Origin of the sequence: Streptococcus sp. HMSC076C08 (genome assembly GCF_001810825.1) — a bacterium.
Classification (GTDB): Bacteria; Bacillota; Bacilli; order Lactobacillales; family Streptococcaceae; genus Streptococcus.
This window is the reverse complement of record NZ_KV802735.1, coordinates 233900-252958: the sequence shown is the minus strand read 5'-3', so window position 1 is coordinate 252958 and position 19059 is coordinate 233900. Positions and strand designations below refer to the sequence as shown.

Sequence of the window (19059 nt, the reverse complement as noted above, 5' to 3'; positions counted from 1 at the left end):
CTATAACTGGTATAATAAAAGAGAGGTGACTTTATGGCAGAATCAAGACTATTTCGTATCCTATATCTACTTTTAGAAAAAGGCAGTACAACGGCTCCTGAATTAGCTCGATTATTTGAAGTATCTGTACGAACGATTTATCGCGATATTGAGCGGTTGAGTATGGCGGGGATTCCTCTATATTCGATACCTGGGAAGGCAGGCGGAATCTTTTTAATGAAGGACTTTGTTCTGGATCGTACTCTCGTATCGGAGGATGAAAAATTAGAACTTCTATCAGCTTTGCAAGGAATTCAAGCCCTGACAAATGACAAGCAAGATCTGTTGCTTGAAAAGTTGGAATCTATTTTTCAAGTTTCTCCCAGCCCTTGGATAGAAGTAGACTTGACTGACTGGAGAAAGCGAGAAGGTCAAAAAGAATTATTTGATAACATCAAACATGCTATTCTAGAGAAAAGACAACTGGTGATTACTTATCTAGGTGGGTGTGGTCAGAAAACGGTTCGTACAGTCGAGCCTTTTAGACTCATATTTAAAAAGAGAGATTGGTACCTTCATGCCTACTGTTGTTTGAAGGAAGAGTGGCGTTTTTTCAAATTGTCTAGAATTAGGAATTATCACCTAACAACTGAAACTGTGAATCAGAAAAATGTGGAGGATTGGGTTGATGGTTCAGATCAAGTGACACATCAAATCGAAGTTTCCTTGAAGTTTAGTCCCAAGCTTGCTTTCCGGGTTTATGAAGATTTTTCAGAAGATGAGATTAGCTTGGGGAAAGATGGGTGTTATTATGTCAAGACAGTCCTACCAGAGCATGAAAGCCTGTATACTTACCTCCTGTCTTATCTAGATGGGGTGGAAATACTCGCCCCCAATCATCTGAAGAAGGAATTGCTTTCTAGACTAGAAAAAATCCAAAAACTTTACAAACCTTGACAAAAGATGTCAGGGTTTTGGTGCTATACTAGAGATAGAAAGGAGAAGAACCAAATGAAATACGAATGGAGAAAAGAAGCAAAAGATCTTTATCAAGTGAAAGCTAGGCCCAGCATCCTGCAGGTACCAGGTCAATCCTATATCGTGATTGATGGTAAAGGTGATCCAAATCAAGAAGATTTTTCAGAACGCGTAGGGGCCTTATATGCCTTAGCCTATGCGATAAAGATGAAGTATAAAAAAGCTCCTCTGGATGAGGTTTACACTGATTTTACTGTCTTTCCTTTAGAAGGTGTATGGAGAAAGGAGAAGGAGGGAGAACTGGTAAAAAGTGAGCTTTCTTATAGCATTATGATTGGGCAACCCGATTTTATTACGAGAGAACTATTTGAAAAAGCTTTGGAAGAGGTCATAATCAAGAAGCCAAATATTCTCTATGAGGCTATTCGTTTTGAAATGATAGAGGAAGGCCAAAGCCTTGCTATGCTTCATGTAGGACCTTTTGATACTGAAAATGAGACTTTTGCAGAGATGGAGCATTTTTGTAAACTTCATAAACTCAAAAGAACTTCGGAAGTCCACCGAGAAATTTATCTCAATAACCTTCATCGAACGGAGCCAAGCAAATTAAAAACAATTCTTCGCTATCAAGTTCAAGAAGAGAATTAAAAAAAGAACAGGAAATCTTGTTTCCTGTTCTTTTTATGAGGTTTATTCTTCTATTTCAGAAGCAATCTCTTCTGTTTTCTCAGTTTTTTTGGCAGATTTGATTTGAATATTGCCATTGCTTGTCATGACTGCCTTGAGGGCTTTCTCACTTGGATTTTCAAGGTAGAAATCAGTGATGGCATCCTCGATATGGTCTTGAATGGTACGGCGGAGTGGGCGTGCTCCCATTTTTGGATCATAACCTAAGTCAACCAACTTTTCCTTGACCTTGTCTGTCACATCGAGGTAGATATTGTTGCTAGAGAGGCGTTTGTTGACATCCGCTAGCATGAGTTCGACGATTTGGAGAAGGTTGTCCTTGCTGAGAGGTTTAAATTCGATGATGCCGTCAAAACGGTTCATAAACTCCGGACTAAAGAAGTTGCCGAGTTCACCGAGAACAGAGTTGGTACGTCCTTCGCGAGCCGCCCCAAAACCAACACTGGCTTCGGCCTTACCAGTTCCAGCGTTTGAGGTCATGATAATGATGGTATCCTTGAAGCTAACTGTACGTCCTTGCCCATCTGTTAAACGACCATCGTCCAAGACTTGAAGGAACATGTGCATCACATCTGGATGGGCTTTCTCGACCTCATCGAGAAGGATGAGTGAGTAAGGATTGCGACGAACTTTTTCCGTTAACTGACCAGCTTCATCGTAGCCTACATAGCCTGGAGGGGCTCCGACCAATTTAGCCACACTGTGTTTTTCCATGTATTCACTCATATCAAAGCGAATCATGCTGTCAGCAGAACCAAAGAGCTCAATGGCTAGTTGTTTGGAAAGTTCTGTTTTACCGACACCAGTTGGTCCGACAAAGAGGAAGCTTCCGATTGGCCGGTTAGGAGTTCCAAGTCCAACACGATTACGACGGATGGCCTTGGCAATCTTATCGACAGCTTCATCTTGACCAATGACATGAGTTTTGAGGTCGTCTGCTAGATGGATAAGCTGAGATTGTTCTTTTTCTTTGAGTTCTCCAACAGGGATATTGGTTTTCTGCTCAATGATATGTTCAATAGTTTTCTCGCTGATGATTGGAGTATCCTGATCGGTCACCTTGTTCTTTTGCATTTCCTTGTACTTGGCAATCTGATCGCGGAAATAAGCAGCCTTTTCAAAGTCTTCCTCTCGTGTAGCTTGAGCCTTGAGATTCTCAGCTTCAATTAAACGCTGATCAATCACTTTAGGATCAACAAAGTTCAGCGTTAGATTCATCTTTGAACCAGCTTCGTCCAACAGGTCAATAGCCTTGTCTGGTAAGAAGCGATCTTGGATGTAGCGGTTGGAAAGATTTGCAGCAGCTTCGATAGCAGCATCAGTATACTTGACGTGATGGTAGTCTTCGTATTTCTTTTGAACTCCTTTAAGGATGATAATGGTTTCTTCGACAGTTGGTTCATCTACCTTGACAGGCTGCATACGGCGCTCTAGGGCAGCGTCTTTTTCAATGATACGGTATTCATTGAGAGTAGTGGCACCAACCAGTTGCAATTCACCACGGGCAAGGGCTGGTTTGAGGATATTTCCTGCATCCATATTGCCATCACCTGCTGATCCTGCACCAACAATTTCATGGATTTCGTCGATAAAGAGGATGATGTCCTCACGTTTGCGAATTTCTTCCATGAGCTTTTGCATACGTTCTTCAAATTGGCCTCGAATCCCTGTTCCTTGAACTAGACTGACCACATCTAGACGGATGACCTGCTTACCTTGAAGTTTATGGGGAACATCGCCATCGACAATCTTCTGAGCTAGACCTTCCACAACGGCTGTTTTACCAACACCTGGTTCTCCGATAAGGACAGGGTTGTTCTTGGTTCGACGGTTGAGGATTTCGATAACGCGGATAATCTCCTCATCCCGACCTATAACAGGGTCAATATCTCCCCGACGAGCAATCTCAGTAATATTGATACCATATTCCTCTAGGAGTCCTCTTTCTTGGCTAGGAGGTGTTTGAAGTGGGCCGCGGTTTTGAGGACCATAACCACCGTTTCCTCCGTATCCCCCACCAGATTGAGTTGGTGGGACGTTATTAGAAGAAGGTTTGAAATTGTTCAAATCATTGAAAAAGTCGCCGAAAGGATCAAAGTCATGATTATTTAAGTCAGTCATCCCTTTAAAGAGGGTATTATTTGGATCTGTTTTGATAATTTTATAGCAATTTTGACAGAGATCAATTTGCTTTTGCTGTCCATTGATATTGGTATACAGATGAATTGTTGAGTCGTTAATTTTACAGTTTTGACAGAGCATACATCTACCTCATTTCATTCTTATTCTTAGCCTAAGAAAAGGTCAAGAATAGTCAAAGTTTTATACTCTCATTATAGCATGATTAAGGTGTAAAGCAAGTAAAAAGATTGGGAAGTGTTCGTTTTTAAAAGAAGGATTTATGGAGAATCAAGCGACATTGAAGGTAAGAAAAAATCCCATTTGCGGTGACAAAAAGGATTCTCATTTATCGGGCCTTACTGCCCGTTGTTTTTATATTAGTAAAGGAGTTCGTAGATCTCCATTGCAATCAAATCAATGCTATCAAAGGTATAAGTTTCACGAGCTTCTACATCGCGAAGGGTGAAGAGTGATCCGTTTTCTTCGTCGTGGCTGTATGCAACTTCTGCGACAACAACACCTTCACGTTCAAAATTACGTTTTAGATTTCCACCATCTTTTGTCATTGCTTCTAGGCGGTTAATGATTCTAACCAAATGTGATTCCATTTTGATTCTCCTCCATTTCTTATCGTTTCTATTTTACCATAAACAAGAGGTAGTTGACTAGAAAAAAACTGTGATTTCTCTCTATTTCTCTATTCTATCAAGTTAATTGTTAAAATTAGGGAAAAAAGGATTGCATTTTAATTCAATTCATGTTATAATCATACAATCCAATACATAGAAAGTTGATTGAATATGAATTTTTCTTTTTTACCAAAGTATTTACCATATTTTAACTATGGTGCTCTGATTACCGTATTGATTTCCATCCTTGTCGTCTGCTTAGGGACTATTATAGGTGTGTTACTGGCCTTTGCCCAACGTTCACGCTTTAAACCGCTCGTTTGGTTTGCAAATGTGTATGTTTGGATCTTCCGTGGTACTCCGATGATGGTTCAGATTATGATTGCCTTTGCTCTTATGCATATCAATGCTCCGACTATCCAAGTGGGAATTTTAGGAGTTGATCTTTCTCGTTTGATTCCTGGTATTCTGATTATTTCTATGAATAGTGGAGCTTACGTTTCAGAAACTGTTCGTGCAGGGATCAATGCGGTTCCTAAAGGGCAGTTAGAGGCCGCATATTCTCTCGGTATTCGTCCGAAAAATGCCATGCGTTATGTCATTTTGCCACAAGCTATCAAAAATATTCTTCCAGCTCTGGGAAATGAATTTATCACCATTATCAAGGATAGTTCCCTCTTGTCTGCGATTGGGGTTATGGAGTTGTGGAATGGTGCAACGACAGTAGCAACAACAACTTATTTACCGCTGACTCCTCTTTTATTTGCAGCCTTTTACTATTTGATTATGACCTCTGTTTTGACAGTGGCGTTGAAAGCATTTGAAAAACATATTGGACAAGGAGACAAGAAATAATGACAGAAACCTTGATTAAAATTGAAGAACTACATAAGTCTTTTGGGAAAAATGAAGTTTTAAAAGGCATCAACCTTGAGATTAAACGTGGAGAAGTTGTGGTCATTATTGGTCCGTCAGGGAGCGGGAAATCAACTCTCCTTCGTTCGATGAATCTACTTGAAGAAGCAAGTAAAGGTAAGGTTATCTTTGAAGGAGTTGATATCACAGATAAGAAAAATGATCTTTTTGCTATGCGTGAAAAGATGGGCATGGTATTCCAACAATTCAACCTCTTTCCCAATATGACAGTGATGGAAAATATTACTTTGTCACCAATTAAAACCAAAGGTGAAAGCAAGGAAGTTGCGGAGAAAAGAGCACAGGAACTGTTAGAAAAAGTTGGCTTGCCAGATAAGGCGACGGCCTATCCTCAGAGTTTGTCAGGTGGTCAGCAACAACGGATTGCCATTGCACGTGGACTTGCTATGGAACCAGATGTTTTGCTCTTTGATGAGCCGACTTCAGCCCTAGACCCTGAGATGGTTGGAGAAGTTCTAGCTGTTATGCAAGACCTTGCCAAGTCAGGGATGACTATGGTGATTGTGACTCATGAAATGGGCTTTGCGCGTGAGGTAGCAGACCGTGTTATCTTTATGGCGGATGGAGTTGTTGTCGAAGATGGAACACCAGAGGAGATTTTCGATCAAACAAAAGAACAACGGACCAAGGAATTTTTGAGTAAGGTTTTGTAAGACCTCATTTTTAGAAGAAATGGAGTAGGCATCATGGCTTCCAGTAAAGAATATTTAGATTTTATTCTCGAACAGCTATCAGAGCTAGAGGAGATGAGTTATCGTCCAATGATGGGAGAGTATATCCTTTATTATCGTGGGAAGATTATTGGGGGAATCTATGATAATCGTTTGTTACTGAAGCCTGTGAAGCTGGTCATGGATCAACTGGGACAGACTAGGTTTGAACGTCCTTATGAAGGAGCTAAGGAGATGATTTTGATAGAAGACATTGAAGATAAATCATTTCTAATGAGATTAATCAAGGAGATGTATGAAGTCTTACCGGCTCCAAAAATCAAAAAGAAAGCATGACAGATTTACCTAGTATAAATAGGCATAAAAGCTCGATAAGGGCTTTTTCTTATAGTTTCAGACTATAAGGTCCATTAGGCAAGAAATGTTAGAATGGCAAGGTATTTTTTGATATAATAGAGGATATTTGATAGAAAAGAGAAGAGATATGGCACAGATTATTGATGGGAAGGCTCTTGCAGCTAAGTTACAAGGACAGTTGGCTGAAAAGACTGCCAAACTAAAAGAAGAAACAGGTCTAGTTCCAGGATTGGTAGTGATTTTGGTGGGGGACAATCCTGCCAGCCAAGTCTACGTTCGAAACAAGGAACGGTCAGCTCTCGCTGCTGGCTTCCGTAGTGAAGTAGTGCGAGTTCCAGAGACCATTACCCAAGCGGAATTGTTAGACTTGATTGCCAAATACAATCAAGATCCAGCTTGGCATGGGATTTTGGTTCAATTACCTTTGCCAAAACATATCGATGAAGAGGCAGTGTTATTAGCCATTGACCCCGAAAAAGACGTGGATGGTTTTCATCCTCTAAACATGGGTCGCCTCTGGTCTGGTCATCCAGTTATGATTCCTTCAACACCTGCAGGAATTATGGAGATGTTTCATGAATATGGGATTGATCTAGAAGGTAAAAATGCGGTTGTTATCGGTCGTTCAAATATCGTTGGAAAACCGATGGCCCAACTTCTTTTAGCCAAGAATGCGACTGTGACCTTGACCCACTCACGTACCCATCATCTTGCCAAGGTTGCTGCTAAGGCGGATATTCTTGTGGTTGCAATCGGTCGCGCTAAGTTTGTGACTGCTGACTTTGTCAAACCAGGAGCGGTTGTCATTGATGTTGGGATGAACCGAGATGAAAATGGCAAGCTTTGTGGAGATGTTGATTATGATGCTGTTGCACCACTTGCTAGCCACATCACACCTGTACCGGGTGGAGTTGGTCCTATGACTATTACCATGCTAATGGAGCAAACCTATCAGGCAGCGCTTCGAACACTAAACAAGGACTAGGAAGATGAAATTCGTATTTGACCTGGATGGAACGCTATCTTTTGACTACATGACCATTGATGAGGAGATTCAGCAGGTTCTTTTAAAGGCTGAAGATTATGGGCATGAGCTTGTGTTTGCCTCAGCTCGCTCTTATCGGGATTGCTTGGGTTTATTAGGCCCTAAACTCAGTCAGCGCTTGGTCATAGGGTTGAATGGTGGCGTAGCCTATCATTTGGGGAAGGCTATCTTCGAAAGGAATCTCGATGCTAGAGTTTATCATGCGCTAGTGGATTATTGCCAGACTTATAATCTCCCTTTCTTTGTAGATGATTGCTTTGACTATAGTGGTCAGATTGTAGAGAAGATTCCATTTTTCTCCAGTGTGGATCCCCTAAAGGTGGCTCGTCATCAGAAACTTGAGGACTTAGGGACTCCGATTAAGGTAGTCGTTTATATGGGTGACCATGAGGAGTTGCTTGATGATCTACTTGGTCAGTTAGAAAGACTGGGGCAGGCTTATCTCTCCTATCATGCGCATGAAAAGTGCCTTTATGTTAATCCCTTGGATACTCATAAGGCGACAACTGTTGAAAAATTATGTGGGGAGAACTTCATCGCTTTTGGAAATGACCAAAACGATATTGAACTATTTAAAACGTCTCTCTATTCTGTCCAGATAGGAGATTTTGCCGGCCTTACTCCATATGCAGATGACACGTTAGAGCTAAAAGGAGCTCCTTCTCCAGCAGTGGCAGCTAAAATCTTACAGACCTTTGCGGAATTTAAGGGAAAATAGTGTAGAAGGAGGTTCTAGCCTCCTTTTGTAGTATAATGGAGTGAGAGGGGAAAAAACGATGAAAGTGATTGATCAAGCTTTATTAGAAAAAGTCATTATTGAACGTTCTCGTCACAGTCATAAGGGAGATTACGGTCGCCTGCTCTTGCTGGGAGGGACCTATCCTTATGGGGGAGCTATCATCATGTCAGCCATTGCAACTGTCAAAAGTGGTGCAGGATTGGTGACCGTTGGAACAGATAGGGAAAATATCCTTGCTCTACACAGTCATTTACCTGAGGCCATGGCATTTTCTCTTCAAGACCAGCAATTGTTAAAAGAGCAGTTGGAAAAGGCAGAAGTTGTCTTGTTAGGTCCGGGTTTGCGAGAGGATGCATTTGGAGAAGAACTCGTAAAAAGGGTCTTTGACAGCCTTAGAAAAGACCAGATTTTGATTGCAGACGGCGGTGCTTTGGGCATCTTAGCAAACGGCCAGTTACCATTTCCTTCCAGTCAGCTCATCCTAACTCCCCACCAAAAGGAATGGGAAAGACTGTCTGGTATAGTTCTTGACCATCAAAATAAAGAGACGACTGCTAGGGCTCTTTCTACTTTTCCTCAAGGAACGATTCTAGTCGAGAAGGGTCCAGCAACTCGTATCTGGAAAGCTGGTCAGCCTGAATATTATCAGTTAGAGGTTGGAGGTCCCTATCAAGCGACTGGTGGGATGGGAGATACTCTGGCTGGGATGATTGCAGGTTTTGCAGGTCAGTTTCACCAAGTCAGTCTCTATCAGAGAGTGGTGACAGCAACTCACCTTCATTCAGCTATTGCGCAAGAACTAGCTCAAGAAAACTACCTTGTCTTGCCAACAGAAATTAGCAAGGCTCTTCCGAAAACAATGAAAAAAATATCTCAAAAAGGCAGCTAATATCTTGGTTGTCTTTTTATGTTGATGTAGCTTTGTTGATAAAGTTTTCAAATACCTCAGAACCAGCGACCAACTGCTGAACTTGCGTGAAATTCTCTCTTTTAAGGTCTTGATTTTTACTCAAACTCGCAAGGAAAGCGAGATTGTTATCAAAGTTGAGGGGTGTCAAATCATGCTTTTTTTGATATAATTTTTAATGATGAATGCAAGAAATGATCGGTATGTGGTCGTTGATTTAGAGGCGACCAGCACCGGAAGCAAGGCAAAAATTATTCAAGTAGGCATTGTGGTGATTGAGAATGGTGACATCATCGATCAGTATGCGACTGATGTCAATCCCCATGAACCCTTGGATTCTCATATCAAAGAATTAACGGGTCTGACCGATCAGCGTTTGGCTGCGGCACCAGAGTTTTCTCAGGTGGCTGGAAAAATTTTTGAATTGGTTAAGGACGGTATTTTTGTTGCGCACAATGTACAGTTTGATGCTAATCTTCTTGCAGAATTCCTCTTTTTGGAAGGATATGAATTGCGTACACCGCGGGTGGATACAGTTGAGCTTGCCCAGGTTCTGTATCCTCAGTTTGAGAAATACAATCTAGGTATCCTTTGTCAAGAGTTGGGTATTGAACTAGAACATGCCCATACTGCCCTGTCAGATGCTCAGGCAACAGCTGAGCTCTTGCTCTATATGCGTCAAAAACTTTTTGAGTTACCAAAAGGGCTCTTAGAAAGCTTGCTAAACCTTGCAGACAACCTTCTCTATGAAAGTTATCTGGTGATTGAGGAGGTCTATCAGCAACAATCTCTCTTATCTTCGCCCGACTTGATGGAACTTCATGGGCTTTTCCTCAGAAAGGAAAGCAAAGCCTTAGTCCCACGAAAGTTATCCAAAGATTTTGCTAAAAATATTTCTTTATTGGGGCTGGAGGAGCGTCCGCAACAGTTGGAATTTGCGGAGAAGGTTGAGCACTTATTGGGAGAAGACCAGACTTCCTCTATCCAAGCTCAAACGGGACTGGGCAAGACTTATGGTTATCTCCTTCCAGCTTTGAACTTGGAGAGTCAAGCAGGTATCTTAGTGAGTGTTCCGACCAAAATTCTTCAAAATCAGATCATGCAAGAAGAAGGTCAGCGTTTAAAAGAGGTTTTCCATCTGGAAATCCATAGTCTCAAGGGGCCTCAAAATTATTTAAAACTGGATGCCTTTCACCGAGTTCTCCATCGATCTGAGTCCAATCGCCTTTTCACACGCTTTAAAATGCAACTGCTCATCTGGCTTACGGAGACAGAGACTGGTGATTTAGACGAAATCGGGCAACTTTATCGCTATCAGCACTTTCTGCCTGAACTAGTCCACGATGGCAAGCTTTCAAAGAAAAGTTTATTTGCTACAGAGGATTTTTGGAAACGAGGGCAGGAAAAGGCCGAGACCAGTCGTGTTCTTCTGACCAATCATGCCTATCTGGTCACTCGTTTGGAAGACAATCCCGAGTTTGTCGACAATCGTTTGGTGATTTTGGATGAAGCTCAAAAAATGCTGCTAGCTCTCGAAAATCTAGCCCAGCAGGCTTATCGCCTAGAGGATCTTGTAACTCAAATTGAAAAGTCCTTAGAGTCAGAGGAAGATTTGGTTCAGAAACGCTTGCTTGAGAGTATCGGCTTTGAATGTCGTTACTTGATGGAGCACTATCAGTCAGGTCTGAAGAATGGAAAGTGGTTGGATTCTCTCGAAGAGTTGCGCCAGCATTTTTCGGAGTTAGCTCTCCCAGAGTATCGAGAGCTTGCAAACTTTTTCACCTCGGACCGTGAATTTTGGCTTGCTACAGCAGAGAAATCGAGCAAGGATGTCTTGATTTGTTCAAGTAAAAAAGGCCGCTTTATACTAGCAGACTTATTGCCAGAAGATTGTAGGCTCCTAGGAGTATCGGCTACTCTTGAAATCAGCAATCGGGTTTCCCTAGCAGATTTATTGGGATTTCCGGATGCTCCACTTGTTAGGCTTGATGTAGCAAAACAGGAGCAACAAGAAGTCTTTCTAGTCAATGATTTTCCTCTTGTGACAGAAGTTTCGCCTGTTGACTATGCTAGTGAAGTGGCTTCTGTCATTCGAAGCTTACAAGCCTTTCAAGAACCCATACTGGTTTTGTTTACCTCAAAAGAGATGTTGCTGGCAGTTTCGGACCTGCTAGACCAACCGCATCTAGCTCAGTATAAAAATGGGGAACCAAGCCAACTGAAAAAACGTTTTGAAAAAGGTGAACGCAAGATCTTGCTCGGAACAGGTAGTTTCTGGGAAGGGGTTGATTTTTCAACCCATCCTTGCGTGATTCAAGTGATTCCGAGATTGCCTTTCCAAAATCCCCAAGAACCGTTAACTAAAAAATTAAACCAAGAACTGCGTCAAGAAGGGAAGAATCCTTTCTATGATTATCAGTTGCCGATGGCGATCATTCGGCTAAAACAAGCCCTGGGCCGTACTGTTAGACGATCTGACCAAGGTTCGATTGCTCTAATCTTAGACAGTCGTGTCGTTAGCAAGCGTTACGGCAAACAAATCGCTCAGGCCTTGTCAAAAGAAAGGGCTGTTCAGGTTCTTTCTAGAGAACAGCTAGAGCCTGCTGTAGCTGAGTTTCTCCAATCTCGTCGCAATAGAATGAAAGAAAAATCCTAGAAAGAGAAAAGGTAAAAAATATGAAACGTTCCTTCGACTCTCGAGTCGATTATAGCCTCCTCCTACCAGTGTTTTGTTTACTGGTGATTGGAGTAGCGGCCATTTATATAGCAGTTAGTCATGACTATCCAAATAATGTATTACCAATTCTAGGTCAGCAAATCGCTTGGATTGCCTTGGGTCTTGTCATTGGATTTGTGGTCATGTTCTTTAATACCGAGTTTTTATGGAAGGTGACTCCCTATCTTTATGGTCTAGGGCTAGCTTTGATGGTCCTACCTCTTGTTTTCTACAATCCAAATCTTGTAGCGTCAACAGGTGCCAAGAACTGGGTATCGATTGGTGGAACGACACTTTTCCAGCCATCGGAGTTCATGAAGATTTCCTATATCTTGATGTTGGCTCGAGCCATTGTAAGATTCACTCAGAAACACAAGGAATGGCGACGGACTATTCCCTTGGATTTCCTACTGATTGGTTGGATGATTGCCTTTACCATCCCAGTCTTGATCCTCTTAGCCCTACAAAGTGACTTGGGGACTGCCTTGGTCTTTGTAGCTATTTTTGCAGGCATGGTTCTCCTTTCAGGTGTTTCGTGGAAGATTATCATTCCTGTTTTTGCGACAGGAGTGACTGCAGTTGTAGGCTTCATGGCCATCTTTATAAGCAAGGATGGACGTGCCTTCTTGCATCAGATTGGGATGCCAACCTACCAGATCAACCGCATCTTGGCTTGGCTCAATCCCTTTGACTTTGCGCAAACAACGACTTACCAACAGGCGCAGGGACAAATTGCTATTGGAAGTGGTGGCTTGTTTGGACAAGGTTTCAATGTGTCCAATCTCCTCATTCCAGTACGCGAGAGCGATATGATTTTCACCGTAATTGCTGAAGACTTTGGCTTTATTGGTTCGGTCTTTGTGGTTGCCCTGTACTTGCTTCTTATTTATCGGATGTTGAAGATTACACTTAAGTCAAACAACCAGTTCTACACCTATATTTCGACTGGTTTTATCATGATGTTGCTCTTCCATATCTTTGAAAATATCGGTGCCGTGACAGGCTTACTTCCTTTGACAGGGATTCCTCTGCCATTTATTTCTCAAGGGGGATCCGCAATTATTAGTAACCTCATCGGTGTCGGTCTCCTCTTGTCTATGAGTTACCAGACCAATCTAGCAGAAGAGAAAAGTGGAAAAGTTCCATTCAAACGAAAGAAAGTTGTCCTAAAACAAATCAAATAAGGAGGCCACTATGGCAAAAGTAGCAGTTATTTTAGCCCAGGGTTTTGAAGAAATTGAAGCCTTGACAGTAGTTGATGTCTTGCGTCGAGCAAACATTTCATGTGATATGGTAGGATTTGAAGAGCAGGTGACAGGATCGCATGGCATTCAGGTGAAAGCTGATCGTGTTTTTGATGGCGATTTGTCCGACTATGACTTGGTCGTTCTTCCGGGTGGTATGCCAGGCTCAGCTCACCTACGAGATAATCAAGCGCTCATTTCACAGATTAAAGCCTTTGACCAAGCAGGAAAGAAAGTTGCAGCTATCTGTGCAGCCCCAATCGCTCTTCATCAAGCAGGTGTCCTGAAAGACAAGCACTTTACTTGTTATGACGGAGTTCAGGAGCAAATTACTGACGGAATTTATCAAAAGCAAACAGTAGTTGTGGATGGCAATCTAACAACTAGCCGAGGACCGTCAACCGCACTTGCCTTTGCCTATGAATTGGTAGAGCAATTAGGAGGAGATGCTGAAAGTTTACGAGACGGCATGCTCTATCGAGATGTCTTTGGAAATCAACAGTAAGACGAGAGTTCGGCTCTCGTTTTTTAATTTACTCCATGTCTAAAAAATGTTTCATATGATTGTCTTGCGATTTTATATCAAACTTTTATAAATCAATCAAGATTCGTTTAACATAAGAAGGAATCTATCTCTAGAAATGTTAGTGTTTTCAAGTTGTTAGATAGAATAGTTCAGATTTCTACTGAAATCAATAGATTCATGAAAAGATATAATATTCAATAAATGCTATATTAAACGGTCTTATCATGCGAATTAATCTGCTTGTATTAATTTGAAATATAAAGTACTTTCTCTGTAATATAATTGAAACATGTTACTAGTATATTAAAATTAGTAAGAATTTTTTGCATATACGAAACTGGGGGAGTGATATGTTGAAAGCATTTGGAAAAATATTCAAAGTCATTAGAGAATCAAAAAAAATGTCCCTGAAAGAGGTAGCTGCTGGTGATATTTCCGTAGCTCAGCTATCCCGTTTTGAACGGGGAGTTAATGGGATCACACTTGATTCTTTTTATTGCTGTTTAAAAAATATGGCCGTTTCCCTAGAGGAGTTTCAGTATGTTTACCATAATTACATTGATTCAGATGATGTGCTGTTTTCAAAAAAAGTAGCTGATGCATATCAGGAAAACAATGTTGTCAAGCTCCAAAATATTTTGTCAAGCTCAGAAGCTTTGACCGAACAGTTTCCTGAGAAGAAAAACTATAAACTCAATACGATCATTGTCAGAGCTCTTCTGTCTTCCTGTTGCTCAGATTTTCAGATTAGCAAGAAGGATATAGAATTCCTGACGGATCATCTCTTTTCTGTTGAGGAGTGGGGACGTTATGAACTCTGGCTTTTTACAAACAGTGTTGATTTGATGACCTTGGAAACGTTGGAAACCTTCGCTAGTGAGATGATCAATCGTACCCAGTTTTATAACAACCTACCTGAAAATCGCCGCCGTATTATCAAGATGCTACTTAATGTCATTAGCGTCTGTATAGAAGGAAACCATCTGCTAGTTGCTATGAGGTTTCTCAATTATCTCGACCACTCTAAAATCCCTGAAACAGATCTATATGACCGAACGCTGATTAAGTATCATAGGGCTCTGTATGCCTATAAGGTCGGGAATACTAATGCTCTCAGTGACATCGAGCAATGCCTATCTTTTTTTGAATTTTTAGATTCCTTTGGTGTTGCCCAAAAACTTAAAGAACAGTTTGAAAGAATTTGCCTTTCATAGTTGTAGATGTGCAACAAAAAATGATCATTTTGAAAAATATACTAGAATAAGGGCATAACTTTATACTAAATTCAGAAGGAGGCTTTATGATGGAGAAAAAGATTCATTATAAGATGCATAAAGTTAAGAAAAACTGGGTAGCCATTGCTTTGACGACCTTGGCCCTTATTGTAGCACCAAAGGTACTTGGTCTAGAACCAGGCGTTGTCCATGCGGATGATGTAAAGCAGGTTGTGGTTCAAGAACCTGCTACAGCTCAGACTAGTGATCCGGGTCAGCAAACTCCAGCCCAAGCTAAAATAGCATCTGAGCAAGAAGCAGAAAAAGCAACCCCTGCAGACAAGGTGACAGGCGATGTTGCTGCTAGTGAAAAACCTGCTAAACCAGCAGAAAATACAGAAGCAACAGTTCAAACCAATGCTCAAGAGCCTGCTAAACCAGCAGATACGAAAGAAGCATCTACAGAAAAGGCTGCTGTTGCTGAAGAAGTTAAAGCTGCTAATGCAATCACAGAAACTCCTAAAACTGAAGTAGCAGACCAGAATAAACAAGCAAGGCCAACAACTGCCCAAGACCAAGAAGGCGACAAGCGAGAAAAAACGGCTGTTGAAGACAAGATTGTTGCAAATCCAAAGGTTGCAAAGAAAGATCGCTTGCCCGAACCTGCTCAAAAACAGGGAGCAATAGCTGAAAGAATGGTGGCAGATCAGGCTCAACCTGCACCTGTAAATGCTGACCATGATGATGATGTCCTATCTCATATCAAGACCATTGATGGTAAAAATTACTATGTTCAGGACGATGGTACAGTTAAAAAGAACTTTGCAGTTGAACTTAATGGCAGAATACTTTATTTTGATGCAGAAACTGGTGCCTTAGTTGATTCAAATGAATATCAGTTCCAACAAGGAACCAGCAGTCTCAATAATGAATTCTCCCAAAAGAATGCTTTCTATGGTACGACTGACAAGGATATTGAAACTGTAGACGGTTATTTGACAGCAGATAGCTGGTATCGTCCAAAGTTCATCTTAAAAGATGGAAAAACATGGACGGCTTCGACAGAAACAGACTTGCGTCCTCTTTTGATGGCTTGGTGGCCTGATAAACGTACTCAAATTAATTACCTCAACTATATGAATCAGCAAGGTCTGGGAGCAGGTGCTTTTGAAAACAAAGTTGAACAAGCTCTTCTGACAGGTGCTTCTCAGCAGGTTCAGCGCAAAATTGAGGAAAAAATTGGTAAAGAAGGCGATACCAAATGGTTGAGAACGCTGATGGGTGCCTTTGTCAAAACCCAGCCAAACTGGAATATCAAGTCAGAGTCTGAAACAACTGGTACTAAAAAGGACCACTTGCAGGGTGGAGCTTTGCTTTATACTAATAATGAGAAGAGCTCTCATGCTGACTCTAAGTTCCGTCTGCTTAACCGTACCCCTACTAGTCAAACAGGTACACCTAAGTACTTCATTGACAAGTCAAACGGTGGTTATGAGTTCTTGCTCTCTAGCGACTTTGACAATTCTAATCCAGCTGTTCAGGCCGAACAACTCAACTGGTTGCATTTTATGATGAACTTTGGAAGCATCGTAGCCAATGATCCGACTGCTAATTTTGATGGAGTTCGTGTCGATGCGGTGGACAATGTCAACGCAGACTTGCTCCAAATCGCATCTGACTACTTCAAGTCTCGCTACAAGGTTGGAGAAAGTGAAGAAGAAGCTATTAAGCATTTGTCTATCTTGGAAGCTTGGTCTGATAACGATCCTGACTACAACAAAGATACTAAGGGTGCTCAACTAGCAATTGACAACAAGCTACGCTTGTCCTTGCTTTATTCATTCATGCGTAATCTATCTATCCGTAGCGGAGTAGAGCCAACGATTACAAATAGTCTAAATGACCGTTCTTCTGAAAAGAAAAATGGCGAACGAATGGCTAACTATATCTTTGTTCGGGCTCATGATAGTGAAGTACAAACTGTTATTGCCGACATCATTCGAGAAAATATCAATCCAAATACGGATGGTTTGACCTTTACCATGGATGAACTCAAGCAAGCCTTCAAGATCTACAACGAAGATATGCGCAAGGCGGACAAGAAATATACGCAGTTCAACATCCCAACTGCTCATGCTCTCATGCTCTCCAATAAAGACTCTATCACTCGGGTCTACTATGGTGATCTCTATACCGATGATGGTCAATACATGGAGAAAAAATCTCCTTACCACGACGCTATCGATGCCTTGTTGCGTGCTCGTATTAAGTATGTAGCAGGTGGACAAGACATGAAAGTCACTTATATGGGTGTACCTCGTGAGGCTGATAAATGGTCTTACAATGGTATTTTGACTTCTGTGCGCTACGGTACGGGTGCTAATGAAGCAACAGATGAAGGAACAGCAGAAACTCGTACTCAAGGGATGGCTGTTATTGCTTCAAACAACCCTAACCTCAAGTTAAATGCGTGGGATAAACTGCAAGTCAATATGGGAGCAGCCCATAAGAATCAATACTATCGCCCTGTGCTTTTGACGACCAAAGATGGTATTTCCCGCTATCTAACTGACGAAGAAGTGCCGCAATCGCTCTGGAAGAAGACAGATGCTAATGGTATTTTAACCTTTGATATGAATGATATTGCAGGCTACAGCAATGTACAGGTTTCTGGATATCTGGCTGTTTGGGTACCAGTTGGCGCTAAGGCAGATCAGGATGCTCGTACAACAGCAAGCAAGAAGAAAAATGCCAGTGGTCAGGTTTACGAATCTAGCGCAGCCCTTGATTCTCAGTTGATTTACGAAGGATTTTCTAACTTCCAGGACTTTGCAACACGCGATGACCAATATACCAATAAAGTCATTGCTAAAAATGTCAACCTCTTCAAGGAATGGGGAGTAACTTCATTTGAGCTACCACCTCAGTATGTATCTAGCCAAGACGGTACTTTCTTAGATTCTATCATTCAGAATGGTTATGCCTTTGAAGACCGCTACGATATGGCCATGAGTAAGAACAATAAATATGGTTCTTTAAAAGATTTGCTCAATGCTCTCCGTGCGCTTCACAGTGTTAATATCCAAGCCATCGCGGACTGGGTACCAGATCAAATCTATAACCTACCAGGTAAGGAAGTGGTAACAGCAACACGTGTCAATAACTATGGAACCTACCGTGAAGGCGCAGAAATTAAGGAAAAACTCTATGTAGCTAATAGTAAGACCAATGGGACTGATTTCCAAGGTAAGTACGGTGGAGCCTTCTTGGATGAGCTTAAAGCTAAATATCCAGAAATCTTTGAACGAGTACAGATTTCCAATGGTCAAAAAATGACAACAGATGAGAAGATTACCAAGTGGTCGGCTAAGTACTTCAATGGTACCAATATCTTAGGTCGTGGTGCTTACTATGTTCTTAAAGACTGGGCTAGCAACGACTATCTCACTAACAAAAATGGCGAGATCGTATTGCCTAAGCAATTAGTTAATAAGAATGCTTACACAGGATTTGTTAGTGATGCCAATGGTACCAAGTTCTATTCAACTAGTGGTTATCAAGCTAAAAATTCCTTTATCCAAGATGAAAATGGAAATTGGTATTACTTCGATAAACGAGGCTATCTTGTAACAGGTGCTCATGAAATTGATGGCAAGCACGTTTATTTCTTGAAGAATGGTATTCAACTTCGTGATTCTATCCGTGAAGATGAAAATGGTAATCAGTACTACTATGATCAAACTGGTGCCCAAGTTCTCAACCGTTACTACACTACTGATGGTCAAAACTGGCGTTACTTTGATGCCAAGGGCGTTATGGCTCGAGGTCTTGTCAAGATAGGAGATGGACAGCAATTCTTTGATGAAAACGGCTATCAGGTTAAGGGCAAGATTGTGAGTGCTAAAGATGGCAAACTTCGTTACTTTGACAAGGATTCAGGAAATGCTGTTATCAATCGTTTTGCTCAAGGTGATAACCCAAGTGATTGGTACTATTTCGGAGCAGATGGAGTTGCAGTGACAGGTCTTCAAAAGATTGGTCAACAAACACTTTACTTTGACCAAGATGGCAAGCAAGTCAAGGGTAAAATCGTGACACTTTCAGATAAGAGTATCCGTTACTTTGATGCCAACTCAGGAGAAATGGCGGTCGGCAAGTTTGCTGAAGGTGCCAAGAACGAATGGTATTACTTTGACAAAACTGGTAAAGCAGTGACAGGTCTTCAAAAGATTGGCAAACAAACACTTTACTTCGACCAAGATGGCAAGCAAGTCAAGGGCAAAATCGTGACACTTTCAGATAAGAGTATC

15 protein-coding genes are annotated in these 19059 nt (G+C 41.5%); 13 read left to right on the top strand and 2 right to left on the bottom strand.

The window, feature by feature from the left end; all coding sequences use genetic code 11:
* Positions 1-33: 33 nt before the first annotated feature.
* On the top strand, positions 34-936 hold the full coding sequence (locus HMPREF2766_RS07565) for a helix-turn-helix transcriptional regulator (protein WP_070569016.1): 903 nt from the start codon (positions 34-36) through the stop codon (positions 934-936).
* Positions 937-990: 54 nt separating this feature from the next.
* A complete protein-coding gene (locus HMPREF2766_RS07560; RefSeq protein ID WP_049549841.1) occupies positions 991-1605 on the top strand; it encodes a GyrI-like domain-containing protein in 615 nt (204 codons plus the stop codon).
* A 42-nt stretch (positions 1606-1647) separates the two neighbouring features.
* On the opposite strand, the gene HMPREF2766_RS07555 is transcribed toward HMPREF2766_RS07560, so the two are convergent.
* A complete protein-coding gene (locus HMPREF2766_RS07555; RefSeq protein ID WP_070569013.1) occupies positions 1648-3906 on the bottom strand; it encodes an ATP-dependent Clp protease ATP-binding subunit in 2259 nt (752 codons plus the stop codon).
* A gap of 236 nt (positions 3907-4142) precedes the next feature.
* Complete coding sequence (locus HMPREF2766_RS07550; RefSeq protein WP_000443577.1) at positions 4143-4373, bottom strand: DUF1797 family protein; 231 nt, start codon at positions 4371-4373, stop codon at positions 4143-4145.
* Positions 4374-4565: 192 nt separating this feature from the next.
* Between HMPREF2766_RS07550 and HMPREF2766_RS07545 the strand changes: the two genes are divergently transcribed.
* The 11 genes from HMPREF2766_RS07545 to HMPREF2766_RS07495 form a co-directional block, all read left to right on the top strand.
* Positions 4566-5249, top strand: coding sequence for an amino acid ABC transporter permease (locus HMPREF2766_RS07545; RefSeq protein WP_001011622.1), 684 nt, complete (start codon positions 4566-4568; stop codon positions 5247-5249).
* Positions 5249-5983, top strand: coding sequence for an amino acid ABC transporter ATP-binding protein (locus HMPREF2766_RS07540; RefSeq protein WP_000140925.1), 735 nt, complete (start codon positions 5249-5251; stop codon positions 5981-5983). Before HMPREF2766_RS07545 ends, HMPREF2766_RS07540 begins: the two co-directional genes overlap by 1 nt.
* A 33-nt stretch (positions 5984-6016) precedes the next feature.
* Positions 6017-6337: a TfoX/Sxy family protein gene (locus tag HMPREF2766_RS07535; RefSeq protein ID WP_049478871.1), complete on the top strand. Its 321-nt coding sequence runs from the start codon at positions 6017-6019 to the stop codon at positions 6335-6337.
* Positions 6338-6485: 148 nt separating this feature from the next.
* Positions 6486-7343 carry a bifunctional methylenetetrahydrofolate dehydrogenase/methenyltetrahydrofolate cyclohydrolase gene (locus HMPREF2766_RS07530; protein WP_000057225.1) on the top strand — a complete coding sequence of 286 codons (858 nt, stop codon included), beginning with the start codon at positions 6486-6488 and terminating at the stop codon, positions 7341-7343.
* Between the two features lie 4 nt (positions 7344-7347).
* Entirely contained in the window at positions 7348-8121 is a 774-nt protein-coding gene (locus HMPREF2766_RS07525) for an HAD hydrolase family protein (protein ID WP_049478872.1), read from the top strand.
* A gap of 58 nt (positions 8122-8179) precedes the next feature.
* On the top strand, positions 8180-9031 hold the full coding sequence (locus tag HMPREF2766_RS07520; protein WP_000863001.1) for an NAD(P)H-hydrate dehydratase: 852 nt from the start codon (positions 8180-8182) through the stop codon (positions 9029-9031).
* Between the two features lie 199 nt (positions 9032-9230).
* Positions 9231-11705 (top strand): bifunctional DnaQ family exonuclease/ATP-dependent helicase, encoded by a 2475-nt coding sequence (locus tag HMPREF2766_RS07515; RefSeq protein WP_070569212.1) that lies wholly within the window; start codon positions 9231-9233, stop codon positions 11703-11705.
* A gap of 20 nt (positions 11706-11725) precedes the next feature.
* Positions 11726-12949 (top strand): FtsW/RodA/SpoVE family cell cycle protein, encoded by a 1224-nt coding sequence (locus HMPREF2766_RS07510; RefSeq protein WP_049478874.1) that lies wholly within the window; start codon positions 11726-11728, stop codon positions 12947-12949.
* A 10-nt stretch (positions 12950-12959) separates the two neighbouring features.
* Positions 12960-13514, top strand: a complete 555-nt coding sequence (locus HMPREF2766_RS07505) for a DJ-1 family glyoxalase III (RefSeq protein WP_070569010.1) — start codon at positions 12960-12962, stop codon at positions 13512-13514.
* A 371-nt stretch (positions 13515-13885) separates the two neighbouring features.
* Entirely contained in the window at positions 13886-14749 is an 864-nt protein-coding gene (locus tag HMPREF2766_RS07500) for a helix-turn-helix domain-containing protein (RefSeq protein WP_000909920.1), read from the top strand.
* Between the two features lie 86 nt (positions 14750-14835).
* Positions 14836-19059: glycoside hydrolase family 70 protein (locus HMPREF2766_RS07495; protein WP_070569007.1), on the top strand; the 4224-nt coding region annotated here is incomplete at its 3' end.